Below are 24,257 nucleotides of genomic sequence, written 5' to 3'. Positions count from 1 at the left end.
GAAGGCTCATATCGAAGCATCAAGCGATGCGCCTGATCCTTCGATATGCCATTTCGACTTCGCTCAATGGCTACTCAGGACGAACGGAGTTTGTTGGCGGCAACCAAGCTCAGAATACTGGCATGTTCGCGGGGTCTTCCGGGTCGACCACGGGGATGGGGGTGACGGGCGAGTGGATGCCGCATTCGACCTTGTCCCAGCCGCGCCAGCGGCCCGCGCGCGGGTCTTCGCCGGGCAGCACTTTCGACGTGCAGGGTTCGCAGCCGATCGACAGATAGCCTTGCGCCTCCAGCGGGTGGCGGGGCAGGACGTGGTCGGCGAAATAGGCCTCCAGATCATCCTTGGTCCAGTCGCCCAGCGGGTTGATCTTGAGCCGCCCGTCCTCGACCTCGAACCGGGGCAGGTTCTGGCGGGTGACCGACTGGAACGCCTTCCGCCCGGAAATCCAGGCGTCGAGGCCATCCTTGGCGCGCTTCAAAGGTTCGACCTTGCGGATTTCGCAGCAGCCGTCGGGATCATAGGACCAGCGCAGGCCGGTCTCGTCCTTCTTGGCGATCACCTCGGCGATCGGCGTCACGGTGCGGCTGTCGGTGAAGCCGAAAGCGTCCATCAGCGTGTCGCGATAGGTGAGGGTTTCGGCGAACATCTTGAGCGTGTCGACGAAGATCACCGGTACGGTCGGGTCCGCCTGCGCCACCAGATGCAGCAGCACGGCGCTTTCGGTGCCGAAGGACGAGACGACCGCGACATTGCCGGCCAGCCCTTCGGCAAAGACGGCCTTGAGCATGTCCAGCGTGCCCACACCCTCGAACCGCGCGTTGAGTGCGTCCGCGTCCGCCTGAACGAAGGCGGGGCGAGTGTCGATGATGTCGAGCGTGCGGGCGGCTTCAGCCATTCTGTGTCTCCGGGTGCCGCTTGGCCCAAATGGGCGCGCGGCCATCGATCGTCTTTTGATAGACGTCTGCATAGCGGGTGAGCGCGCGATCGACGGCGGCATCGTCCAGCGCCTTGGCCGGGTGGAAGCTGTCGAAGCCGCAGCGGCGCATCGCGACGATCTGGTCCACCAGCACGTCGCCGACGGCGCGCAACTCGCCCTGATAGCCCGCCTCGCGCAGGATGCGCGCCGCCGAATAGCCGCGCCCGTCGCCAAAGCCGGGGAAGTTCACTTCGACCAGCGAGATGCGATCGAGGTGCGGCAGCAATTCGCGGGCGTCTTCACCAGGTTCGATGCGGACGGCGGTGGCGTTGGACTGGCCGGTGAAGGCCTCGACCGTCACGGCGGGTTCCTGCGTTGATTCGCCGTCGCGGAAGGAGAGAAATTCAACCATGACGAAAATCTCCGTTCGTTTCGAGCGCAGTCGAGAAACGAGAAGCGTGCCCTAGCCGTGTCTCGACTTCGCTCGACACGAACGGCTGTTGCTTATGATCAACCATAAATCGCCTCCTTGAAGGGCGTCATGCCGATGCGGCGATAGGTGTCGAGGAAGCGTTCGCCATCGGTGCGTTCCGCCAGATAGATGTCGGTGACCTTTTCGATCGCATCGACCACGCCATCCTCGGAGAAACCGGGGCCGGTGATCTGACCCAGAGAGGCGTCCTCCGCGCCGGAGCCGCCGAGCAGCAGCTGGAAATTCTCGACGCCGCGCCGGTCCACGCCCAAAATGCCGATATGCCCGGCATGATGATGGCCGCAGGCGTTGATGCAGCCCGAAATTTTGAGCTTCAATTCGCCCAAGTCCGCCTGCCGCTCCGCATCAGCGAAGCGCGCCGCGATCTTCTGCGCCAGCGGAATGGAGCGGGCATTGGCGAGCGCGCAATAATCGAGCCCTGGGCAGGCGATGATGTCAGTGATGAGGTCGAGATTGGCTTCGGCCAGCCCCGCCGCTGCCAGCTTTTGCCAGATGGCGTAAAGGTCCGCTTTCTTCACATGGGGCAGGACGAGGTTCTGCGCATGGGTGACGCGCAGTTCGTCGAACGAATAGCTTTCGGCCAGGTCCGCCACCAGCGCCATTTGCTCGGCCGATGCGTCGCCGGGGATGCCGTCGATCGGTTTCAGGCTGATGTTGACGATGGCATAGCCGGGCACCTTATGCGCCGCGACCTGCCGGTCGAGCCAGAGCGCGAACGCCCGGTCGCTGCGGTCGATCGTGTCGGACAGACCGGCCTCATAAGCGGGCGGCGCGAAGAAGGCGCGAATGCGGGCCAGTTCCTCGACCGGTGGGTTGAGGCCAAGCGTCCGCATATGGGCGAACTCTTCCTCGACCTGGCGCTTATATTCCTCGACGCCGATCTCATGGACCAGGATCTTAATCCGGGCCTTGTACTTGTTGTCGCGACGACCGTGGCGATTATAGACGCGCAGGCAGGCTTCGAGATAGGAGATGATCTCATCCTCGGCCACGAAGTCGCGGATCAGGGGCGCGACCATCGGCGTGCGGCCCATACCGCCACCGGCATAGACTTCCGCGCCGACGACACCGTCACACTCGACCAGCTTGAGGCCGATGTCATGCAGGCGCATCGCCGCGCGATCATCGTCCGACGCGATGACCGCAATCTTGAACTTGCGCGGCAGATAGGTGAATTCGGGGTGAAAGCTCGACCATTGGCGCAGCAATTCGGCCCAGGGGCGGGGGTCCGCCACCTCGTCCGCGCTGACGCCGGCATATTGGTCGGAGCTGATGTTGCGGATGCAATTGCCCGATGTCTGGATGGCGTGCATCTCGACCGTCGCCAGTTCGGCGAGGATGTCGGGCGCGTCGGCCAGCTTGATCCAATTATATTGCAGGTTCTGGCGGGTGGTGAAATGGGCATAGCCCTTGTCATATTTGCCCGCAATCTCGCCCAGCTTGCGCATCTGCGTGCCCGACAATGTGCCATAGGGGATGGCGACGCGCAGCATATAGGCGTGGAGTTGCAGGTAGAGGCCGTTCATCAGCCGCAGCGGCTTGAACTGGTCCTCGGTCAGCGCACCGGCGAGGCGGCGCTGGGTCTGGTCGCGAAATTCCTCGACGTGGGCATCGACGATCGACTGGTCATAGCTGTCATAACGATACATGGTTCAGATCACCCAGTTGCCGGCATCGGCATCGTTCGGTTTCAGGGTCAGGTCGGGGCGCACGGTCGGCCCCAGCGCGCGGATGCGGTCCTTGATATGGGCGGGGCGCACGCCATCGTCGGTGATGGTCGCGTCGATGACATAGGCGCCGACGACGCGCAGCGCCGCTTCCTCTGCACGGGCGAGATCGTCGCCCTGCGCGCCGACATCGGCGGCATCGCCGACCTGGCGCGACCAGCCATCGCCCGCCCACCAGATGACGTCGCCGGACGCCAGATCATTACCCGTCAAAATCTTCACGAACGCATCTCCGCTCCATTACTCTGTCTTTGTGCCCAGCCGACCAACACGTCCTGCGCCAAGGCATGGCTCGCCACATCGCCGACCACGATCAGCGCCGGGCTGATCACGGCTTCGCGCTCCACCATATCGCCCAAGTCGGCGAGCAGGGTGCGCAGCGTGCGCATGTCGGCGCGGGTGCCGTTTTCCAGCACGGCGACCGGCAGGTCGGGCGATACACCATCGGCGATCAGCTTGTCGGCGATCTGCGCGGCGGTCGCCACGCCCATATAGATGACGAGCGTGCGGCCCTTGCCTGCAAGGCCCGACCAGTCCTGATCGGTCAATCCTTTGCACTGGCCGGCGACGAAGGTGACGGCGCTCGACGCATCGCGGTGGGTCAGTGGCAATTGCGCCTGTGCGGCGGCGCCGATGGCGGCGCTGATGCCGGGCACGACCTCGACGGGCACGCCTGCTGCGCGGCAGGCATCGACTTCCTCGCCGCCACGGCCGAAGATGAAGGGATCGCCGCCTTTCAGCCGCACCACCGCTTCGCCCGCCAGCGCGCAGCGGACCAGCAGCGCGTTGATCGCGTCCTGCGGCATCGAATGGCGGCTGCGTTGCTTGGCAACGGAAATCAGTTCAGCGTCGGGGGAGGCGAGCGCGAGAATTTCGTCCGACACCAGCCCGTCATGCACGATCAACCGCGCGTCGCGGATCAGGCGCACGGCCTTGATCGTCAGCAGTTCCGGATCGCCCGGACCCGCGCCCACCAGGTGGACGGTAGCAGGTGAAGTGTCAGCCATGCTTGCCATGTGGCCAAAGCGCGGGGGGAGTTCAATTCAGAATGCATATGGGCGGGGGTAGGAAATGTTTTGGCGGGGGGCGGATCAGTCGCCCATGGCGCTGACGTCGATGTCCTTGAGGCCCACGCCGATGGCGGCGCGGGGGGTTTCTATTTCCGCCGACACGACCGGATAGGCGCAATAATCCGCCGCATAATAAGCGCTCGGCCGGTGATTGCCCGAAATGCCGACGCCGCCGAACGGCGCGGCGGAGGAGGCACCGTTGGTCGGGCGGTTCCAGTTGATGACGCCCGCGCGGACATTGGCCCAGAATTGATTATATTGGTCGGGCGATCCGCCGATCAGCGAGGCGGACAGTCCATAGCGGCTGGCGTTGGCCTGCGCGATCGCATCGCTGAACTCGGCGACGCGGACAACCTGGAGCAGCGGGCCGAACAGTTCGACATCGGGTGGTTCGGCCATGGCGGTCACGTCGATGATCGCGGGGCTGAGGAAGGGCAGGCCCTTTTTGGGGCGCACCATATGTTTGATCGGCTTGCCGCCATTGCTCATCAGCCAGAGGAAGCTTTCGGTCAGTCCGTCGGCGGTCGCATTGTCGATGACTGGCCCCATATAGGGCGTCGGGTTGGCATGGGGGTGATCGACGATCAGCCGGTCAGCCAGTTTCTTGACCTCGGCAATGAACCGGTCGGCGATGGCATCCTTGACGATCAGGCGGCTGGCGGCGGTGCAACGCTGGCCGCTGCTCAGGAAGGCGGACTGGACGACCAGCACGGCGGCGGCGTTGATTTCGGGCGTGTCCCAGACGACGATGGGGTTGTTGCCGCCCATTTCCAGCGCCAGAATCTTGGACGGCTGGGCCGCGAACTGGCGGTTGATGGCGATGCCGGTCTGGGCCGACCCGGTGAACAGGATGCCGCCGACATCGGGATGGGCGGCGAGCGCCTTGCCGGTGTCCGGCCCGCCCAGCAGCAGGCGCAGCGCGTCGAACGGGACGCCGGCCTCATGATAGAGTTTGACCAGCATCTCGCCGACCGCAGGCGTCTTTTCCGACGGCTTGAAGACGACCGCATTGCCCGCCAGCAGCGCGGGGATGATATGGCCATTGGGCAGATGGGCGGGAAGATTATAGGGGCCAAGCACCGCCATCACGCCGTGGGGCTTGTGCCGGACCGATTGCCGCGCGCCGAGCGCTGCCTCCAGTCGCTTCTGTCCGGTGCGTTCCGAATAGGCGGCGACCGAGATGTCAACCTTGGCCATCACGGCGGCGACTTCGGCATGGGCGTCCCATAACGGCTTGCCGGTTTCGCGCGCGATGAGGTCCGCCAGCGCATCCTCGTTCCGGCGCACGACATTGACGAAGCGGCGCAGCGTTTCGATGCGCACCGCGATGGGCTGCGCCGCCCAGCGCGGCCAGGCGGCACAGGCACGCGCGACCTCCGCCTCCACGTCGCCCGCCTCACCCTGCCAAAGCAGGACGCCGGTGGCGGGTTCATAGGACGTGAGCGGCGTGGTCATACGACCCTGATATGGAGGGAAAAGGTTAAGGAAGGAAGGGTGGTGGATGGGGTTGCGATGGGTGGAGTGCCGTGTTCACCACTCTGTACGCCAAAGCAAAAGGCCCGGCCGCTGCTAAGCGGCCGGGCCTTTTGTGTGAGGTAGGACTGAAAGGATCAGCCGCTATAATACATGTCGAATTCGACCGGCGAAGGGGCCATTTCCCAGCGATACACTTCGGGCCACTTCAGCTCCATATAGGCGTCGATCTGGTCCTTGGTGAATACGCCGCCCTTGAGCAGGAAGTCCTGATCCTTTTCCAGGCTTTCGAGCGCTTCGCGGAGCGAACCGCAGACCGTCGGCACCTTGGCCAGTTCGACCGGCGGCAGGTCGTACAAGTTCTTGTCCATCGCCTCGCCGGGGTGGATCTTGTTCTCGATGCCGTCGATGCCCGCCATCAGCAAAGCGGCGGTGGCGAGGTAGGAGTTGGCGAGCGGATCGGGGAAGCGGAATTCGACGCGCTTCGCCTTCGTGCCGGCACCATAGGGGATGCGGCACGACGCCGAACGGTTGCGCGCCGAATAGGCGAGCAGCACGGGCGCTTCGAAGCCCGGCACCAGACGCTTGTAGCTGTTGGTGGTCGGGTTGGTGAAGGCGTTCAATGCCTTGGCATGCTTGATCACGCCGCCGATGAAGAACAGGCAGGTTTCCGACAGGCCGGCATAGCCGTCACCGGCAAAGGTGTTCTGACCCTTGTTCCAGATCGAGATATGCGTGTGCATGCCCGACCCATTGTCCGCCTTGATCGGCTTGGGCATGAAGGTCGCGGTCTTGCCATAGGCCTGGGCGACCATCTTCACGACATATTTGTAGATCTGGATGCGGTCGCAGGTTTCGACCAGCTTGCCGAAGGTCAGGCCCAGTTCGTGCTGGCTGCCCGCGACTTCATGATGATGTTTGTCCATGGGCAGGCCCATTTCCATCAGCGTGGTCACCATTTCGGCGCGGATGTCGGTGGTCACGTCGACCGGGCCGACCGGGAAATAGCCGCCCTTGGCGCGGGGGCGGTGGCCCATATTGCCGCCGTCATAGCTGGTGCCGGTGTTGGTCGGCAGTTCGACATCGTCCAGCTTGTAGAAGGACGAGGCATAGGTGTTGTCGAATTCAACGCTGTCGAACATGAAGAATTCGGGTTCCGGGCCGATATAGACGGTGTCGCCAAGGCCGGTCGACTGCAGGAACATTTCGGCGCGCTTGGCGGTCGAGCGGGGGTCGCGCGAATAGAGCGAGCCGTCGAGCGGCTCGACGATGTCGCACACCAGGATCATCATCGGCGTCGCGCTGAACGGATCGAAGAAGACCGCGTCCAGATCCGGCTTGAGGATCATGTCCGATTCGTTGATTTCCTTCCAGCCCTCGATCGAGGAGCCGTCGAACATCAGACCGTCGGTCAGTTCATCTTCGCCAATGACGTTGGCGCACATGGTGAGGTGATGCCAGGTGCCCTTGGGATCGGTGAAGCGGACATCGACCCATTCGATCTCCTTTTCTTCGATCATCTTCAGGATGTCTTTTGGCGTATTGGCCATGTGCAGTTGCCCTTCTCTCAAAATACCCCCCCGAAGGGGTAAGGTGGATGCCCATCATGTTCCGGTCCGCGAAGAACCGGGCAGAAACTTACATAGTGCCAGCCTGCAAGTCGGGCTGGCGGAGAACCATCAGATCGCGTCGCTGTCCCGCTCGCCGGTACGGATGCGGACGGCGCCCTCGATGTTGGAGATGAAGATCTTGCCGTCGCCGATGCGGCCGGTCTGCGCCGCGGCGCAGATCGCCTCGACCACACGGTCGGCCAGCGCGTCGTCGACGACGACCTCCAGCTTCACCTTCGGCAGGAAGTCGACGACATATTCGGCGCCGCGATAGAGTTCGGTATGGCCCTTCTGGCGGCCAAAGCCCTTCGCTTCGGTCACGGTGATACCCGACACGCCCACTTCGTGGAGTGCTTCCTTCACTTCGTCCAGCTTGAACGGCTTGATGATCGCTTCGATCTTTTTCATCACTCGTAATCCCAACCATGACGCCCGACAGGATACGGTCGATCCGCATCCCTCTCTCCCGTGCGAGAGACGAACATCATGCCCCCCTTGGCCTGCGTCGTCCCTCTATTTCTTCAATTACCGTGCCAAGTGGCGAATCGCCAGGATATGCTTTCGGCGATGGCGCAATCTTTGTCCATATTGCCCGGATTCAGGGCAATTTCCTGTGGTGCTGCCCGTTTTTTAAGCAGTAAAAGATTGGCTCACAGATAGGGCGGCGCGTCGAGGCCAACGGGGCTTTTGGTGAAAATCTCGCAGCCGGTTTCGGTGATGCCGATACTATGTTCGAACTGGGCCGACAGGGTGCGGTCGCGCGTCACCGCGGTCCAGCCATCGTCCAGCATCTTCACGCCCGCCTTGCCGATGTTGATCATCGGTTCGATGGTGAAGAACATGCCTGGCTTCAATTCAGGGCCAGTGCCGGGCCGGCCGACATGGACGACCTCCGGGCTGTCATGGAAGACACGGCCCAGGCCATGGCCGCAAAAGTCGCGGACCACGCCATAGCGGTGCTTTTCGGCATGGCGCTGAATCACCGCGCCAATGTCGCCCAGATGATTGCCGGGCTTGGCCTGTTCGATGCCCAGCATCAGGCATTCATAGGTCACTTCGACCAGGCGGCGCGCCTTGATCGGCGCTTCGCCCGCGATGAACATGCGGCTGGTGTCGCCATGCCAGCCATCGACCAGGGGGGTGACGTCGATATTGACGATATCGCCATCCTTGAGTCGATAGTCGCCGGGGATGCCATGGCAGATGACATTGTTGATCGATGTGCAGCAGCTATGGGTGTAGCCGCGATAGCCCAGAGTGGCCGGTACACCGCCGCCGTCGAGCGTCATGCGCCGGACGATGTCGTCCAGTTCGCCGGTGGTGACGCCCGGCACGACATGCGGCACCAGCGCGTCGAGTATCTCGGCGGCGAGCCGTCCGGCCTTGCGCATGCCAGCAAAACCGGCTGCGTCATACAATTTGATCGCAGTCGAGCGGGAGATCGGCGCGTCCGCCGTCATCGTCATATATTCGGTCATGGCATGACTATAGGGGCAGATGCGCGATAATGCGAGAGGGCGGCTAGGCAGCGCGACCAGCGCAGGCTATGCAGCCGCCATGGCCGATACCACCCGCATCTGGACCGCAGCGCTGATCGTCATCGGCGACGAGATATTGTCTGGCCGGACCCAGGACAAGAATGTGGCGCAGATCGCGCTGTGGCTCAACGTCCAGGGCATCCGCCTGCGCGAAGTGCGGGTCGTTGCCGACGATCAGGATGCGATAGTCGAGGCGGTCAACATATTACGGGTGCGCAACGACTATCTGTTCACCACCGGCGGCATCGGGCCGACTCATGACGACATCACGGTCGATGCGATCGCGGCGGCGCTGGGCGTGGCGGTGGAAATCCATCCGCAGGCGCGGGCGATGCTGGCGGGCTATTATGAGACACGTGGTGGGCTGACCGATGCGCGGCTCCGCATGGCGCGGGTGCCTGCGGGCGCGAGCCTGATCGAAAATCGCATGTCGGGTGCGCCCGGCATCCGGCATGGCAATATCTTCATCATGGCAGGCGTGCCGCATATCACCGCCGGGATGCTGGACAAGCTGACCGGGACGCTGGAGGGCGGCGTGCCGGTGCAATCGGCGACGGTGGGCTGCTGGGTCGCGGAAAGCGAGATTGCCGACCTGCTGGGCGCGACCGAACGCGCGCATGAGGGCTGCCAGATCGGCAGCTATCCCTTCTTCCGCGAAGGGCGCACGGGCGCGAATTTTGTGGTGCGATCGACCGATGGCGACAAGCTCGATGCGTGCGTCACGGCATTGTCCGAAGGCCTCGAAGCGGGCGGTTGGCCCGTGACGGCCGGGGGCATCTGACACCCCCGCCGCCGGTCAGCGTTCGCGCGGCCGGTTGAGGTGCGAGATCACCCCGCGCAGCGTCCGCACCTCCAGATGATTCCAGCCCGGCTTGGTCAGCAGATTGCGCAGCGTCAGCTTGGTCGCGGGCGCGCGGTCGGGCGGGAAGAAATAGCCGACCTTTTCAAGCAATGTGGTGAACTGGTCGATCATGCCCTCCAACTCCTCCTGCGGCGCGGGGACGCCTAGGTCGGTGATGGTGGGCTGGGCGAGGTTCGCCTGTTTCGACCATTCATAGGCGCACAGGATGACCGCTTGCGCGAGGTTCAAGGAGCCGAATTCCGGGTTGATCGGAACGGTCAGGATTTTGCGGGCGAGCGCGACATCCTCGGTCTCCAGGCCGGAGCGTTCGGGGCCGAAAATATAGGCGCAGCGGCCCTGGGCGGCATGGATTTCCCGCGCGGCCTCTTCGGGCGTGACCACGGGCTTGGTGACGCCGCGCTTGCGGACGGTCGTGGCGTAGACATGGGCGCAGTCGGCGACGGCGTCGGCGAGCGTTTCATAGACCTGCGCTTGATCCAATATGAAGTCCGCACCGGCCGCCGATGGGCCTGCGTCGGGATTGGGCCAGCCGTCGCGGGGGGTGACCAGCCGCATCTCGGTCAGCCCGAAATTGAGCATCGCACGCGCGGCCTTGCCGATATTCTCGCCCAGTTGGGGGCGGACGAGGACGATCACGGGGGGTGGGGGTGCATGTTCTATCATATTACCGTTCGTCCTGAGTAGGGGCTGAGCTTGTCGAAGCCCCGTATCGAAGGATTTGCGCGCCGCGAGCCGGATGGCGTCCCAGTCCCCGGCGATCAGCCCTTCCTTTTTCTTGCGCGACCAGCCTTTGATCTGCTGTTCGGCGGAAAGCGCTTCATCTCGTGTGCCGAAATCCTGGCTCCAGACCAGGGCGACCGGGCGACGGCTCTGCGTGTATCCCGGAATTTCGCCTGACTGGTGCTGCGCGACGCGCTGCTCCAGATTGTCCGTGTGGCCGAGATAATAGCTGCCATCGGCGCAATGCAGCATGTAGGTGTGGAACGTCATTGCGCGGTCCTTCGATACGCCATTTCGACTTCGCTCAATGGCTACTCAGGACGAACGGATATGGGAAGCGCTCGAACCGAACGGAGGTGGTGTGTGGTCAGGGCGAACGGAGGCAGGAGCGTGTTCACCCGCCCACTTCCTTCACCGTTCCGGCGAAATCCTCGAAATCCTTGGCGTCGGTGAAGTCCTTATAGACGCTGGCGAAGCGGATATAGGCGACGCTGTCGAGGCGTTTGAGGCCTTCCATCACCATTTCACCGATGGCGCGGGCGGGGACTTCGGTGTCGCCGCTGGTTTCGAGCTGGCGCTGGATGCCGGAGATGAGTTTTTCGATGCGGCTGGGGTCGATCGGGCGCTTGCGGCAGGCGATGCCGATCGAGCGGGCGAGCTTGTCGCGCTCGAACGCTTCCTTGCGGCCCTCGCTTTTGACCACCCAGATGTCGCGGAGCTGGATGCGCTCGAAGGTGGTGAAGCGCGCGGCACACGCTTCGCACTGGCGGCGACGGCGGATGGCGGCACCATCTTCCGTCGGCCGGCTGTCCTTCACCTGGCTGTCTTCATGGGAACAGAAGGGGCAGCGCATGGACTCTTCAACTCCGTTCGTCCTGAGTAGCCATTGAGCGAAGTCGAAATGGCGTATCGAAGGACAGGTTCTGCAAGACCCTTCGATACGGGTCTTCGACAAGCTCAGCCCCTACTCAGGACGAACGGGTTAAAGCAAGTTACTGTCAATAAATCGGGAACCGCCCGGTCAGCGCCAGCACCTTCTCGCGCACATGCGCTTCGACCTGGCCGTCGCCGTCATCGCCATTGCGCTTGAGGCCTTCCACGACCTCGGCAATCAACTCGCCGATCTCGCGGAATTCCGCTTCGCCGAAACCGCGCGTGGTGCCGGCGGGGGTGCCGAGGCGCACGCCCGACGTGACGAACGGGCTGGCGGTATCGAACGGCACATTATTCTTGTTGCAGGTGATGTAGGCGCGGTCGAGCGCCTTCTCCGCGGCCTTGCCGGTGGTGTTCTTCGCGCGCAGGTCGACCAGCATCAGGTGATTGTCGGTGCCGCCCGACACGATCGACAGGCCAGCATCGGCCAGCGTCGCGGCCAGCGTTTTGGCGTTGGCGACGATCTGGTGGGCGTAGGCCTTGAACTCAGGCGTCAGTGCTTCCTTGAACGCTACCGCCTTGGCGGCGATGATGTGCATCAGCGGACCGCCCTGCAGGCCGGGGAAGATGGCGCTGTTGAACTTCTTGGCCAGTGCCTCGTCATTGCACAGGATGATGCCCGAACGGGGACCACGCAGCGACTTGTGCGTCGTGGTGGTGGTGACATGGGCGTGGGGGACGGGCGAGGGGTGCGCGCCGCCCGCGACCAGGCCGGAGAAATGCGACATGTCGGCGAGCAGATAGGCACCCACTTCGTCGGCGATCTCGCGGAAACGTTCGAAATCCCAGTGGCGCGAATAGGCGGTGCCGCCGCAGATGATGAGCTTGGGCTTGCTCTCGCGCGCGATGCGGGCGACTTCGTCTATGTCGATCATATGATCGTCGGCACGCACGCCATAGGCGACGGGGTTGAACCACTTGCCGCTCATGTTGACCGGTGACCCGTGGGTCAAATGGCCGCCCGACGACAGGTCGAGGCCCATGAAGGTGTCGCCCGGTTGGAGCAGCGCCAGGAACACGGCCTGGTTCATCTGGCTGCCGCTATTGGGCTGGACGTTGGCGAATTTCGCGCCGAACAGTTCCTTCGCCCGCTCGATCGCCAGCGTTTCGACGACGTCGGCATATTCGCAGCCGCCATAATAGCGCTTGCCGGGATAGCCTTCGGCATATTTGTTGGTGAAGATCGAGCCTGCGGCTTCCAGCACGGCTTTCGACGCGATATTTTCGGATGCGATCAGTTCGATCTTGTCCTGCTGGCGCTTCAATTCATGTTCGATCGCGCCGAAGATTTCGGGGTCCGCGCTGCTAAGCGATTCGCTGAAGAAGCCGTCCTGACGGATGGCCGGGCTGAGGGTGTCGATGCTCATCGAAATATCCTTTCAGAGCGCGGGCTGGGATAGTTTGTCGACGCGGCCGGCATGGCGGCCTCCGCCAAAATCAGTGGTGAGGAACGCGATGACGCAGGCCTTGGCCATGTCCACGCCGGTCAGGCGCGCGCCCATGGCCAGCACATTGGCGTCATTATGCTCGCGTGACAGGGCAGCGGACAGCGGCTCGCCGACCAGCGCGCAGCGGCACGCCGGGTTGCGATTGACCGCGATCGAAATGCCGATGCCCGACCCGCACAAAGCAATGCCGCGATCCGCCGCGCCAGATGCAACCGCTGTCGCGAGTTTGTAACCATAATCGGGATAATCGACGCGGTCGGCGGTCGCCGGGCCAAGGTCTTTAACCTCATGTCCTTCGTCGCGCAGCCATTGCGCCAGTTCCGCCTTCAGGTCGATGGCGGCATGGTCGGATGCGATGGCGATTTTCATCTGCTGTTCGTCCCTTCACCGATGGGGTGATTCGTTCCCGCGCCTCTTAGGGGCAGAAGCGGTGGATTGCCACCTTGGTCCGCCGCCCTTATGGGCAGAGGCATGACAGGCACGATCCTCTCCATCCTGATGCTGGCCGGGCTGTTGCTGACCGGCGGCGGCCTCTATGTGATAGTCAAGTTGCGCGACCGCAAGCGCGGCGCGCTGATGATCATCGCAGGGCTGGTGATGTTCGGCAATGTCGCGATCTCGGCCATACCGGGGCCGGACTTGCCGGGGCTGGAACGCCGCTGAGCCGCAGCGCCAGCGTCGCCAGCAGATCGGTCTGCGTCACCAGTCCCAGCAGGCGATGATCGGTGTCGACCACCACCGCAGCATGGCGCACACCGCTGCTGAACGGACCTATCAGGCGCGCGACCGGCGTATCGGCATGGACGAAGAGCGGCCGGTGGGCGACGTCGGCGACAAGTATGCCGTCCTGCAGCAGGTCACGCGCATTGATCATCCCCTGCAACCGGCCAGCATCGTCCAGCACCGGCAGCGACAGGAGATTGCGCGCCTGCATCAGCGTGCGGGCCTCTGCCACGGTCTGACTGGCCGCTACATGCAGCACATCGCGCGCCATGATCTCATCGCACCGCATCGCGCCATGCGTGCGTTCGGCCGCGCGCAACTGGGCATCGGCCAGCAAAGGGCGGAGGTCCGCCTCGTCCACGTCCAGCCGTGCGCCAAAGCCATGGAGCGCGTCGGCGATATCCTGCGCGCTGGGGGCGGCGCGCAGCATGGGCGCGGGATCGGTCGTGGCGTGGGGCGACGGCGCCTTGGGCGGTACATGGGGATAGCTTTGGCCGACCATGCGGTGGAACAGCATCGCCACGATCAAGAGCAGCAGCGTGTTCGCGCCCACCGGCGTCAGGGCGAACAGATAGCCGGTATCGTTTCCGGCCAGCACGGCCGAGAGCGCGACTGCGCCGCCGGGCGGGTGGAGGCAGCGCAGCAGCGACATGATCGCGATCGCCCCGCCGACCGCCACGGCCGCTGCCATGGTCGGGTTGGGGATGATGTGGGCGATGGCGATGCCGACCAGTGCGGAGATGATGTTGCCGCCCAGCACTGGCCAGGGTTGCGCCAGCGGACTGGCGGGCACCGCGAACAGTAGCACGGCCGACGCGCCCATGGGGGCCACCAGCAGCGGATGGGCCAGGCCATTGCCGAGCATCAGGCCGCATAGCAGTCCGGTGATCGCGATCCCGCCGATTGCGCCGCTGGCGGCCTTGATCCGGTCGAGCAAGCCGGGACCGGGCGGGGCGGGTATGAAACTGCTATAATAGCGGCTCCAGACCATGCGGGGTTTGGGTTCGGGCGTGTCGGACATGATCGCTGCGCTAACGGGCGGAAGCGAAGGATGCCACGCCGAATAATCAGGCCCGTTGAAAGTCTGGCTTTGCCTTTGCCCAAAGAAAAAGGGGCCACCTTGCGGCAGCCCCTTTTTCTGTTTCGCGGGCGTTGCCCCTCAACGGATCGGCGAATCCGGGGACAGGCGCATGTCGAGATAATTGTCGACCGACTTCATCAGCTGGTCGAGTTCATGTTCGAAGAAGTGGTTGGCACCACGGATTTCATCATGGTGGATGGTGATGCCCTTTTGCGCGCGCAGCTTGTCGACCAGTTTCTGGACGGCGCTGGCGGTCACGACTTCGTCCGACGTTCCCTGCACGATGATGCCCGATGAAGGGCAGGGCGCGAGGAAGGAGAAGTCGTACATATTGGCGGGCGGTGCGACCGAGATGAAGCCACGGATTTCCGGGCGACGCATCAGCAATTGCATGCCGATCCAGGCGCCGAAGGAGAAGCCCGCGATCCAGGTGGTCTGCGCTTCGGGATGGAAGCTCTGGACCCAGTCGAGCGCCGCTGCGGCATCGGACAGTTCGCCGATGCCATTGTCGAACGTCCCCTGGCTGCGGCCGACGCCCCGGAAATTGAAGCGCAGCACGGCAAAGCCGCGCTTTACGAAGGTCTTGTAGAGCGCCTGGGTGATGCGGTCGTTCATGGTGCCGCCGCCCTGCGGATGCGGGTGCAGGATCATGGCGACCGGCGCACGCGGGCGGGGCGGGGGGCTGAAACGGCCTTCGAGACGGCCTTCGGGTCCGGTAAAGATTACGTCGGGCATGGCACCTGTTATCGTTCTGGGCCACTCGGCCCGGATGGGCAGGGCGGCAAATGGAGTCGCGTCGGGCACGCCAAGGGATGTGCTGGCGCAGCGCGGCAGACCGCCTATATAGAAGCCGCCGCCATTTCCGCAATCAATGAGTAGCCCCCCTTGGCCGCCGACCGTCTCTATCTCGATCATGCCGCGACGACACCGATGCTGGCCCAGGCGCAGGCGGCGATGGTCGCCGCCATGGGCCATTGGGCCAACCCGTCCAGCCCCCATGCCGATGGCCGCGCCGCGCGCGCCGCGCTGGAGGAGGCCCGCGCCCGGATCGCGGCGGCGCTGGGCTGGAACGGCCATGTCATTTTTACGTCGGGGGCGAGCGAGGCGATCGCGATCGGGCTTGGCCGGGCGAAGGCGGGGCGGATCGTGACGTCGGCGGTGGAGCATGATGCGGTGCTGCGGGTGACGAAGGGGGCCGAGCGGCTGGCGGTGGATGGGGATGGTCGCGCCCATATGATTCGTCATTCCCGCGCAGGCGGGAACCCATCTCCCAGCCTCGCCACGGATATAGCGGGGGAGATGGATCCCCGCCTGCGCGGGGATGACGGGGAGGCAACAGTTTTCGCCATCCAGCACGTCAATAATGAAACCGGCGTCATTCAGCCGCTCGACCAGATCGACCGCCATGGCGCGATCCTCTTCGCCGATTGCGCGCAGAGCGCGGGCAAGCTGCCGCTGCCCGATGCCGACATGATCGCGATCAGCGGGCATAAATTCGGCGGTCCGCCCGGCATCGGCGCGCTGCTGATCCGCGATCTGGCGCTCATCGAGGCGAGTGGCGGGCAGGAGCAGGGCTATCGCGCGGGGACCGAGAATCTGCCTGCGATCCTGGCGATGGCGGCGGCGCTGGAGGCGCGGGCGGACTGGTTGCCGGGCGCTGCGCTGCTGCGCGCGCGGCTCGACGCGGGGATCGAGGCGGCGGGCGGTGTGATCGTCGCGCATGATGCGCCGCGTATCCCGGCCATCGCCAGCTATCGGATGCCGGGCCTGTCGGCGCGCGCGCAACTCATTCAGTTTGATATGGCGGGCATTTCGGTGTCGGCGGGCAGCGCCTGTTCGTCGGGGTCGCTCAAGACCAGCCATGTGCTGCACGCGATGGGCTGGGACGAGGCGGTGGCGAGCGAGGTGGTGCGCGTGAGTTTCGGGCCGCAGACGCACGAGGGCGATGTCGATCGCTTCCTGGCCGCCTGGACGGCGATGGCCGCGCGGGCGCGACGATGATCTATCTCGATTATCAGGCGACGACGCCGCTGGCTCCGCAAGCGTTCGACGCGATGGTGCCGTTGCTGCGCGACCAGTTCGCCAATCCGCACAGCGCGCATCGACCGGGCCGGGCGGCGGCGGCACAGGTCGAGGTGGCGCGCGAGGCGGTCGGCGCATTGTTGCCGTCCGGTGGGCGGTTGCTGTTCACGTCGGGCGCGACCGAGGCGCTCAACATCGCCATTCAGGGTGCGCCCAAGGGCGATATCGTGACGATTGCGACCGAACATGCGGCGGTGCTGGATACGGTGGAGGCCTTGGCGCGCGCGGGGCGGACGGTGACGGTGCTGCCGGTCGGCGCGGATGGTGTCGTGGACTTGGACGCGGCCGCGCAGGCGATACGGCCCGGCGTGGCGCTGGTGGCGGTGATGCTGGTCAATAATGAGATCGGCTTGATCCAGCCCGTCGCGGCTTTGGCCGAACTGGCACATCGCGCGGGGGCGTTGCTGCTGTGCGATGCGGTGCAGGGCTATGGCCGGGTGCCGATCCCCGACATATGCGACATGGTGGCGATCAGCGCGCATAAGATCCATGGGCCTAAAGGGGTGGGAGCCTTGTGGCTGCGCGATGGGGTCAGTCTTGCGCCGCTCATCCATGGCGGCGGGCAGGAGGGCGGATTGCGTTCCGGCACGCTCTCGCCCGCGCTGTGCGCCGGATTCGGGGTTGCCGCGCGATTGATGCGCGAACGGGCGGAGGCCGACCGCGCCCATGTCGAATCGCTGTCCGACCTTGCCCGATCCCTTTTCGCCGACTGGACGATCAATGGCAGCATGACCGCGCGTTATCCGGGCAATCTCAACCTGCGCCGCGCCGGAATCGATGGCGCGCGATTGTTGTCGGATTGCCGCAATATCGCTTTTTCGCTCGGCAGCGCTTGCGCAAGCGGGTCCGGCAGGCCTAGCCATGTGCTGCGCGCACTGGGGCTGACAGACGCACAGGCGCGTGGATCGGTGCGGATCGGCTTTGGCCGATATACGACATCGGCCGAACTGGAGAGCGCTGCGGAGGCATTGAACAAGGCAGCAGCCGCACAAGCGGCGCTGTAAAAAAGGGAGCGTCGCACCATCATGACCAGGGTTACCTTCATCAGCGCTGACGGGGAACGGCGACAGGAGGTCGATGCCCCGGCGGGATCGGTGCTGCTCGACATCGCACAGGCGGCGGGCCAGCCGCTCGAAGGGACATGCGAGGGGCAGATGGCCTGTTCCACCTGCCATGTCATCGTCGAAGCCACCGATTTTCCGCGCCTCGGCCGCGCCAGCGAGGATGAGGAGGATATGCTCGACCTCGCCGCGTCCGCCACGCGCACCAGCCGCCTGTCATGCCAGATCATCCTGGCTGATGGGCTGGACCAGTTGACGGTGCGCATTCCGCCCGAATCCTACAATATGCAGGGTATGTGAAGCCGATGAAACGCTTGTCCGCGCTTGCCTTGCTGCTGCTGATCGCCGCGCCGTCCAGCGCCGCCGAGAAGCAGAAAAAGACCAAGGAGCCGGTGCCGACCGGGCAACTCGATTCGCTGCTGCCGCCTGCGCCGCGCTATCTGGTGCCGCAATCGGCGCTGGCGCAGGTGCGCAATCCCAAGGAGATCGAGCAGGAAACCGGCGGGCGGCTGGGTGTCGCGCTGGTCGATAAGCAGGGCGCGCTCTTGCTGGGCTTCAACCGCGACGAGCCGTTCGCGATGTGCTCGACCTTCAAGGCGCCATTGGCGGCGGCGGTGCTGATCGGCGCGGAGGGCGGTAAGTTCGGGCTGGAAGGAGAGATATCCTTCAGCAAGGACGATATTCTCGATTATGCGCCGGTGGTGAAGGCAAACCGCAAGCGCGGCCGGATGAGCATGGCCGGACTGGCGCAGGCGGCGGTCGAAGTGAGCGACAATAGTGCGGCGAACCTGCTGCTGCCGATGCTGGGCGGGCCGCAGGGGCTGACCGCCTTCATGCGCGCGCATGGCGACAGCGTGACCCGGCTGGATCGTAACGAGCCGGACCTGAACGAAAATGCCGAGGGCGACCCGCGCGACACGACCACGCCCGCCGCGATGGCCGGGCTGATGGGGCGGCTGTTGTTCCGCGACATGCAGGGGGAGAGCGCCGATCGGCTGCGCGGCTGGCTGAACGCCAGCAGCACGGGCGACAAGCGGATCAAGGCGGGCCTGCCCGAAGGCTGGACGTCGGGCAGCAAGACCGGCAGCTGCGGCACCGCTTATAATGACGTGGCGCTGGTCAAGTCGCCGGCGGGCGATGAATATATATTGGCGGTCTATCTCGACCGGCCGACGGTCGATGCCAAGAAGGCCGAGGCAGCGATTGCCGAGACGGCGCGGGCTGCGTTGGAATTTGTCGGGCAGGCGCAAAAGAGCGGGCTGGAATAGGAGTATTCCACCGTTCCGTTCGTGTCGAGCGAAGTCGAGACACGCTTGCGCCAAGGTCGCCGCTTCTCGACTTCGCTCGAAGCGAACGGTTTTGGTTGCCCCTTGCCATTATGTCACCCTTTCGCCATATGCGCGGCGGGAGTCGGGCGGACGTGATCGTCGCGAACCGGGTCAGGTCCTGACGGAAGCAGCCACAGTGATTTCGTCACGGGTCGTTCCGGCTCCCACCTTCCAGCCATCATCCCGCTTCGACAATGGCGGCCCGAACGGCTAGACCAGACCGATGTCCGATTCCCAGCAGCCCTATCGCGTCCTCGCGCGCAAATATCGACCGCGCAGCTTTCATGAGCTGATCGGGCAGGACGCGATGGTCCAGACGCTGGGCAATGCGATCCGGCGCGGGCGGCTGGCCCATGCCTTTTTGATGACGGGCGTGCGCGGGGTCGGCAAGACATCGACCGCGCGGCTGATCGCCAAGGCGCTCAACTGCATCGGCGCGGACGGGCAGGGCGGGCCGACGATCGACCCGTGTGGCGTCTGCGAACCCTGCACCGCGATCGCCGAGGGTCGGCATATCGACGTGGTCGAGATGGACGCGGCCAGCCATACCGGCGTCGATGATGTGCGCGAGATTATCGAGGCGGTGCGCTATGCCGCCGTTTCCGCGCGCTACAAAATCTACATCATCGACGAAGTGCATATGCTCTCCAAAAACGCCTTCAACGCGCTGTTGAAGACGTTGGAGGAGCCGCCCGCCCATGTGAAATTCCTGTTCGCGACGACCGAAGTGAACAAGGTGCCGGTCACCGTCCTGTCGCGCTGCCAGCGGTTCGACCTGCGGCGTATTCCGGCAGAGCTGCTCGCCAGCCATTTCGCCTATGTGGTGGAGGCCGAAAAGGTCGCGGCGGAGCCGGATGCGCTATCGCTGATCGCGCAGGCCGCCGAAGGGTCGGCGCGCGATGGTCTGTCAATCCTCGACCAGGCGATCGCCCATGCGGAGATGGGGGAGGGCGAGCCGGTCGTCACGGCGGCGCAGGTGCGCGATATGCTGGGCCTGTCGGATCGCGGGGCGGTGCGTCGTCTGCTGGGGCTGTTGCTGGCAGGTGATACCGCCGCGCTGCTGGTCGCCGTGCGGGACCAATATGCGCTGGGTGTCGAGCCGCTGGCGCTGATGCGCGGGCTGATGGAACTGGTTCATGCGGTGACACTGGTGAAGGCGGGGCGCGATATTGCCAGCCCCGGCCAGTCCGCGGAGGAGCGCGACGCGCTGGCCGACTGGGCCTCGCAAATCGGCTTTGCGCCCTTGCATCGGCTGTGGCAATTGCTGGTCAAGGGCCATGACGAGGTGGCGAGCGCGGTGCTGCCGATCGAAAGCTGCGAAATGGCGCTGCTGCGGGTGATGCACGCCGCGACCATGCCCGATCCGGGCGAGATTGCGCGGATGCTGCGCGAGGGCGGGCCTGTCGCTGGGGCGGCGCCGGGTGCGGTGGCCGCAACGACAGGCGATGGTCCTGCCGCACAATTGCCAGCCACTTTTCCCGACCTGATCGAGGCCTTCTGGCAGCGCGGCAAGGGGCAGTTGGCGCAGGAACTGCACGATGGCGTCGCGCTGGTCCGCTATGCGCCGCCGGAAATACAGTATCAGACGACATCTTCGCTATCAGCGGATTTTGCGGCTCGTATCGCCCCGGCGCTCAAGGAGGTGACAGGCGTTGCCTGGCGCGTCGCGCAGAGCGATGGCGAGGCGCAGCCCACATTATTAGCGCAGGAGCAGGCCGCGCAGGCCAATGCCCGCGCCACTATTCTTGAAACCCCGGTGGTGAAGGCGGCGATGGCGGCCTTTCCCGATGCGGAGCTGGATGACCGGCTCGAACAATGGAGTGTAGGACAATGAAGGATCTGAACGAAATCCTGGGCATGGCGAGCCGTGTGCAGGAAGAATTGCAGCGCGCGCAGGATAATCTCGACAAGCTGGAAGTCGAAGGCGCGGCGGGCGGCGGTCTCGTCAAGGTCAAGGCGTCGGCCAAGGGCCGCATCCTGGGCGTGTCGATCGACGACAGCCTGCTGGCACCGTCGGAAAAGCAGATGCTCGAAGACCTGGTGACCGCTGCGTTCAACGACGCGCGCAAGAAGGCGGACGAGGTCAGCAATGCCGAAATGGGCAAGATGACGGCTGGCCTGCCCTTGCCCCCCGGCTTCAAACTGCCGTTCTGAGCGCGGATGTGCGCGAAGAGCCCTATAATAACACTGGGTTCATCGTGACCGCATTATGACATCCCCTGATTGATTGACGCGATAGCCATCCCCATAAAGGCGATGAACCGTAGGACAGGCCCCATTTGGCCCGGAGTGTGAATGACTGTGCAATATCCCCTTCTGCCGCTGCGTGACATCGTCGTCTTTCCGCAGATGATCGTCCCGCTCTTCGTCGGTCGCGACAAGAGCGTCTCCGCGCTGGAAGCGGCGATGGAAGGCAATAAGGAAATCTTCCTGGTGTCGCAGCTCGACCCGGCCGAGGATGATCCTGGCCAGGATTCGCTCTATGATACGGGCGTCGTGGCGGTCGTGCTGCAATTGCTCAAGCTGCCCGATGGCACGGTGCGCGTGCTGGTCGAGGGCAAGCATCGTGCGCGGCTGACGACGATGGCGGAGACGGGCACGCATCTGGTCGCCGATGTCGAAGCGATCGAGGATATTGCTGCCGAAGGGCCGGAAGCCGCCGCGCTGATGCGCTCGGTCGCCGAGCAGTTCGAGAATTACGCCAAGCTCAACAAGAAGCTGCCCGCCGAAACGCCGGTGCAGCTGCGCGAGATCGAGGATGCCGGGCGGTTGGCCGATGCCGTGTCCGCCAATATCAACGTCAAGGTATCCGACAAGCAATCGCTGCTGGTCGAGGCTGATCCGGTCAAGCGGCTGGAGATGGTGTTCGCTTTCATGGAAGGCGAACTGGGCGTGCTCCAGGTCGAAAAGAAGATCCGTGGTCGCGTGAAGCGGCAGATGGAGAAGACCCAGCGCGAATATTATCTCAACGAGCAGCTAAAGGCGATCCAGCGTGAGCTGGGCAATGGCGAGGGCGAAGAGGGCGATGAGCTGGCCGAACTGGCCGAGAAGATCGCCAAGACCAAGCTGAGCAAAGAAGCGCGGGCGAAAGCGACCGCTGAGCTAAAGAAGCTCAAGGGCATGCAGCCCATGTCGGCCGAAGCGACCGTGGTGCGCAACTATCTCGACGTGCTGCTGGGCTTGCCCTGGGGCAAGAAGGGCAAGGTCAAGAACGACCTCAAGCGCGCGCAGGATGTCCTCGATGAGGATCATTTCGCGCTCGACAAGGTCAAGGACCGGATCATCGAATATCTGGCGGTGCAGGCGCGCACCAATAAGCTCAAAGGCCCGATCCTGTGCCTCGTCGGCCCGCCGGGCGTGGGCAAGACCTCGCTGGGTCGTTCGATCGCTAAGGCGACCGGGCGCGAATTCGTGCGCCAGTCGCTGGGCGGCGTGCGGGATGAAGCCGAAATTCGCGGTCACCGTCGCACCTATATCGGCTCGCTGCCGGGCAAGATCGTGACCAACCTGAAGAAAGCGGGGACGATGAACCCGCTCTTCCTGCTCGACGAGATCGACAAGCTGGGCCAGGATTTCCGCGGCGATCCGGCATCGGCACTGCTCGAAGTGCTGGACCCCGAACAGAATAGCAAATTCCAGGATCATTATCTGGAGATCGACGTCGATCTTTCAGACATCATGTTCGTGACGACCGCCAACTCTTTGAATTTGCCGCAAGCCTTGCTGGACAGGATGGAGATTATCCGGCTGGAAGGCTATACCGAGGATGAAAAGGTCGAGATCGCGCAGCGGCATCTGATCGCCAAGCAGATCGACGCCCATGGCCTCAAGGAAGGCGAGTTCGAAGTGACCGAGGAGGCCGTTCGCGACCTCATCCGTTACTATACCCGCGAGGCGGGCGTCCGCACGCTGGAGCGCGAAGTCGCGCGACTAGCGCGCAAGGCGCTGCGCAAGATCCTCGAAGGTGTCTATGAAAAGGTCGTCATCACGCCGGAGACGCTGGCGGACTATGCCGGGGTGCGTAAATATCGCCATGGCGTCGGTGAAGAGGAACATCAGATCGGCGCGGTCACAGGTCTGGCCTGGACCGAGGTCGGCGGTGAATTGCTGACGATCGAGGCGGTCACCGTGCCCGGCAAGGGCATGATCAAGACGACCGGAAAGCTCGGCGATGTGATGACCGAATCGATCCAGGCGGCCTTCTCTTATGTGAAGGCGCGCTCGCCCGGCTATGGCATCAAGCCCAGCATCTTCAACCGCAAGGATATCCACATCCATCTGCCCGAAGGCGCAGTGCCCAAGGATGGGCCGTCGGCGGGCATCGGCATGGTCACCTGCATCGTGTCGACGCTGACCGGCATCCCGGTCCACAAGGATGTCGCGATGACCGGCGAGGTGACCTTGCGCGGTCGCGTCCTGCCGATCGGCGGCTTGAAGGAAAAGCTGCTGGCGGCGTTGCGCGGTGGCATCAAGACGGTGTTGATCCCGCAGGAAAATGAGAAAGACCTAGCGGAAATTCCGGCCAATATCCGTGACGGGCTGGAAATCGTGCCGGTCAGCCATGTGGATGAAGTGCTGGCGCGTGCCTTGATGTCTGTGCCCGAAGCGATCGCCTGGACCGAAGAGGATGACCTGGCCGCGCAGCCGAGCAATGGCCAGGGGCGCGACGGGGACGCTACGCTGCGGCATTGATCGACGGGCCGATAGGGCAAAAGCGACGGGTTTCCGGCATTTTCATGCTGCATTGCGAAATTGCATGTGATCCGGGAACTTCGTCGCTTTCTCTTTGACAGGCACTCAAAGCTGCGCCTTATTGCCGCCTTTACGCCGCGATTCCTAAACTAACCAACAGCATCAGGGGGTTCCCAAGGCATGAACAAGCAGGATCTGATCAGCGCGGTTGCCGAGAGCAGCGGCCTTACCAAGAATGACGCGACCAAGGCTGTGGAAGGCGTGTTCGATGCCATCACCGGCGCGCTCAAGAAGGGCGACGAAGTGCGCCTGGTCGGCTTTGGCACTTTCTCCGTCACCCAGCGCAAGGCATCGACCGGCCGCAACCCGCGCACCGGCGAAACGATGACCATCAAGGCATCGACCCAGCCAAAGTTCAAGGCCGGCAAGGGCCTCAAGGATTCGGTCAACTGACGGTCCGGGCATCGGCACAAGAGGCAGATGCCCGCGTCGCACGACCG

General features: G+C 64.1%; 25 protein-coding genes and 1 other RNA gene. 11 read left to right on the top strand and 15 right to left on the bottom strand.

Annotated features, from left to right (window positions below; all coding sequences use genetic code 11):
* Positions 1-109: 109 nt before the first annotated feature.
* From OVY48_RS23075 to map, 9 genes are all read right to left on the bottom strand, one after another.
* Positions 110-895 carry a phosphoadenylyl-sulfate reductase gene (locus tag OVY48_RS23075; protein ID WP_313924616.1) on the bottom strand — a complete coding sequence of 262 codons (786 nt, stop codon included), beginning with the start codon at positions 893-895 and terminating at the stop codon, positions 110-112.
* Positions 888-1,328: a DUF934 domain-containing protein gene (locus tag OVY48_RS23070; protein WP_037476858.1), complete on the bottom strand. Its 441-nt coding sequence runs from the start codon at positions 1,326-1,328 to the stop codon at positions 888-890. Before OVY48_RS23070 ends, OVY48_RS23075 begins: the two co-directional genes overlap by 8 nt.
* A 98-nt stretch (positions 1,329-1,426) precedes the next feature.
* Positions 1,427-3,058, bottom strand: a complete 1,632-nt coding sequence (locus tag OVY48_RS23065) for a nitrite/sulfite reductase (RefSeq protein ID WP_313924615.1) — start codon at positions 3,056-3,058, stop codon at positions 1,427-1,429.
* 3 nt (positions 3,059-3,061) lie between these two features.
* The gene (locus OVY48_RS23060) at positions 3,062-3,358 is read right to left on the bottom strand and encodes a DUF2849 domain-containing protein (RefSeq protein ID WP_037476856.1); all 297 of its coding nucleotides are present in this window, start codon (positions 3,356-3,358) and stop codon (positions 3,062-3,064) included.
* Positions 3,355-4,143 carry a uroporphyrinogen-III C-methyltransferase gene (cobA, locus tag OVY48_RS23055; RefSeq protein WP_037478923.1) on the bottom strand — a complete coding sequence of 263 codons (789 nt, stop codon included), beginning with the start codon at positions 4,141-4,143 and terminating at the stop codon, positions 3,355-3,357. Before cobA ends, OVY48_RS23060 begins: the two co-directional genes overlap by 4 nt.
* An 84-nt stretch (positions 4,144-4,227) precedes the next feature.
* Positions 4,228-5,661, bottom strand: coding sequence for a succinylglutamate-semialdehyde dehydrogenase (gene astD / locus OVY48_RS23050; RefSeq protein WP_313924614.1), 1,434 nt, complete (start codon positions 5,659-5,661; stop codon positions 4,228-4,230).
* A 155-nt stretch (positions 5,662-5,816) separates the two neighbouring features.
* Positions 5,817-7,229, bottom strand: a complete 1,413-nt coding sequence (gene glnA, locus OVY48_RS23045; protein ID WP_069065066.1) for a type I glutamate--ammonia ligase — start codon at positions 7,227-7,229, stop codon at positions 5,817-5,819.
* Positions 7,230-7,358: 129 nt separating this feature from the next.
* Positions 7,359-7,697, bottom strand: a complete 339-nt coding sequence (locus tag OVY48_RS23040; RefSeq protein ID WP_037476853.1) for a P-II family nitrogen regulator — start codon at positions 7,695-7,697, stop codon at positions 7,359-7,361.
* A 242-nt stretch (positions 7,698-7,939) separates the two neighbouring features.
* Positions 7,940-8,767 carry a type I methionyl aminopeptidase gene (gene map, locus OVY48_RS23035; RefSeq protein ID WP_313924613.1) on the bottom strand — a complete coding sequence of 276 codons (828 nt, stop codon included), beginning with the start codon at positions 8,765-8,767 and terminating at the stop codon, positions 7,940-7,942.
* 79 nt (positions 8,768-8,846) lie between these two features.
* On the opposite strand from map, the gene OVY48_RS23030 reads away from it, so the two are divergent.
* Entirely contained in the window at positions 8,847-9,608 is a 762-nt protein-coding gene (locus OVY48_RS23030; RefSeq protein ID WP_313924885.1) for a molybdopterin-binding protein, read from the top strand.
* 15 nt (positions 9,609-9,623) lie between these two features.
* On the opposite strand, the gene OVY48_RS23025 is transcribed toward OVY48_RS23030, so the two are convergent.
* From OVY48_RS23025 to rpiB, 4 genes are all read right to left on the bottom strand, one after another.
* Positions 9,624-10,679 (bottom strand): TrmH family RNA methyltransferase, encoded by a 1,056-nt coding sequence (locus tag OVY48_RS23025; protein ID WP_096063414.1) that lies wholly within the window; start codon positions 10,677-10,679, stop codon positions 9,624-9,626.
* 124 nt (positions 10,680-10,803) lie between these two features.
* Complete coding sequence (nrdR, locus tag OVY48_RS23020; RefSeq protein ID WP_037477501.1) at positions 10,804-11,262, bottom strand: transcriptional regulator NrdR; 459 nt, start codon at positions 11,260-11,262, stop codon at positions 10,804-10,806.
* Positions 11,263-11,407: 145 nt separating this feature from the next.
* Positions 11,408-12,709: a serine hydroxymethyltransferase gene (glyA, locus tag OVY48_RS23015; protein ID WP_313924612.1), complete on the bottom strand. Its 1,302-nt coding sequence runs from the start codon at positions 12,707-12,709 to the stop codon at positions 11,408-11,410.
* 12 nt (positions 12,710-12,721) lie between these two features.
* On the bottom strand, positions 12,722-13,159 hold the full coding sequence (rpiB, locus tag OVY48_RS23010; RefSeq protein WP_313924611.1) for a ribose 5-phosphate isomerase B: 438 nt from the start codon (positions 13,157-13,159) through the stop codon (positions 12,722-12,724).
* A 102-nt stretch (positions 13,160-13,261) separates the two neighbouring features.
* On the opposite strand from rpiB, the gene OVY48_RS23005 reads away from it, so the two are divergent.
* Positions 13,262-13,453 (top strand): hypothetical protein, encoded by a 192-nt coding sequence (locus OVY48_RS23005; RefSeq protein WP_313924610.1) that lies wholly within the window; start codon positions 13,262-13,264, stop codon positions 13,451-13,453.
* On the opposite strand, the gene OVY48_RS23000 is transcribed toward OVY48_RS23005, so the two are convergent.
* Both OVY48_RS23000 and OVY48_RS22995 read right to left on the bottom strand, forming a co-directional pair.
* A complete protein-coding gene (locus OVY48_RS23000; RefSeq protein ID WP_313924609.1) occupies positions 13,371-14,534 on the bottom strand; it encodes an HPP family protein in 1,164 nt (387 codons plus the stop codon). The genes OVY48_RS23005 and OVY48_RS23000 overlap by 83 nt on opposite strands.
* Positions 14,535-14,672: 138 nt before the next feature.
* Positions 14,673-15,329 (bottom strand): alpha/beta hydrolase, encoded by a 657-nt coding sequence (locus OVY48_RS22995; RefSeq protein WP_313924608.1) that lies wholly within the window; start codon positions 15,327-15,329, stop codon positions 14,673-14,675.
* A 150-nt stretch (positions 15,330-15,479) separates the two neighbouring features.
* On the opposite strand from OVY48_RS22995, the gene OVY48_RS22990 reads away from it, so the two are divergent.
* The 9 genes from OVY48_RS22990 (at position 15,480) to OVY48_RS22950 (ending at position 24,210) form a co-directional block, all read left to right on the top strand.
* Entirely contained in the window at positions 15,480-16,595 is a 1,116-nt protein-coding gene (locus OVY48_RS22990) for an aminotransferase class V-fold PLP-dependent enzyme (protein ID WP_313924607.1), read from the top strand.
* Positions 16,592-17,680: a cysteine desulfurase family protein gene (locus OVY48_RS22985; protein WP_313924606.1), complete on the top strand. Its 1,089-nt coding sequence runs from the start codon at positions 16,592-16,594 to the stop codon at positions 17,678-17,680. Before OVY48_RS22990 ends, OVY48_RS22985 begins: the two co-directional genes overlap by 4 nt.
* Before the next feature lie 21 nt (positions 17,681-17,701).
* Entirely contained in the window at positions 17,702-18,037 is a 336-nt protein-coding gene (locus tag OVY48_RS22980) for a 2Fe-2S iron-sulfur cluster-binding protein (RefSeq protein WP_037477515.1), read from the top strand.
* A gap of 5 nt (positions 18,038-18,042) precedes the next feature.
* Complete coding sequence (gene blaSGM, locus OVY48_RS22975; RefSeq protein ID WP_313924605.1) at positions 18,043-19,005, top strand: SGM family class A beta-lactamase; 963 nt, start codon at positions 18,043-18,045, stop codon at positions 19,003-19,005.
* 134 nt (positions 19,006-19,139) lie between these two features.
* Positions 19,140-19,237: signal recognition particle sRNA small type (ffs, locus tag OVY48_RS22970), an RNA gene on the top strand.
* Positions 19,238-19,288: 51 nt separating this feature from the next.
* Entirely contained in the window at positions 19,289-20,899 is a 1,611-nt protein-coding gene (locus tag OVY48_RS22965) for a DNA polymerase III subunit gamma/tau (RefSeq protein WP_313924604.1), read from the top strand.
* On the top strand, positions 20,896-21,219 hold the full coding sequence (locus tag OVY48_RS22960) for a YbaB/EbfC family nucleoid-associated protein (RefSeq protein ID WP_037477519.1): 324 nt from the start codon (positions 20,896-20,898) through the stop codon (positions 21,217-21,219). Before OVY48_RS22965 ends, OVY48_RS22960 begins: the two co-directional genes overlap by 4 nt.
* A gap of 141 nt (positions 21,220-21,360) precedes the next feature.
* Positions 21,361-23,757 carry an endopeptidase La gene (gene lon, locus OVY48_RS22955; RefSeq protein ID WP_313924603.1) on the top strand — a complete coding sequence of 799 codons (2,397 nt, stop codon included), beginning with the start codon at positions 21,361-21,363 and terminating at the stop codon, positions 23,755-23,757.
* Positions 23,758-23,937: 180 nt separating this feature from the next.
* Positions 23,938-24,210, top strand: coding sequence for an HU family DNA-binding protein (locus tag OVY48_RS22950; RefSeq protein WP_037477523.1), 273 nt, complete (start codon positions 23,938-23,940; stop codon positions 24,208-24,210).
* The last annotated feature ends 47 nt before the right edge of the window (positions 24,211-24,257 follow it).

Origin of the sequence: Sphingobium sp. SA2 (genome assembly GCF_032227065.1) — a bacterium.
Taxonomy (GTDB): Bacteria; Pseudomonadota; Alphaproteobacteria; order Sphingomonadales; family Sphingomonadaceae; genus Sphingobium.
The sequence above is the reverse complement of the archived record's forward strand: the minus strand, read 5'-3'. Positions and strand labels throughout refer to the sequence as shown.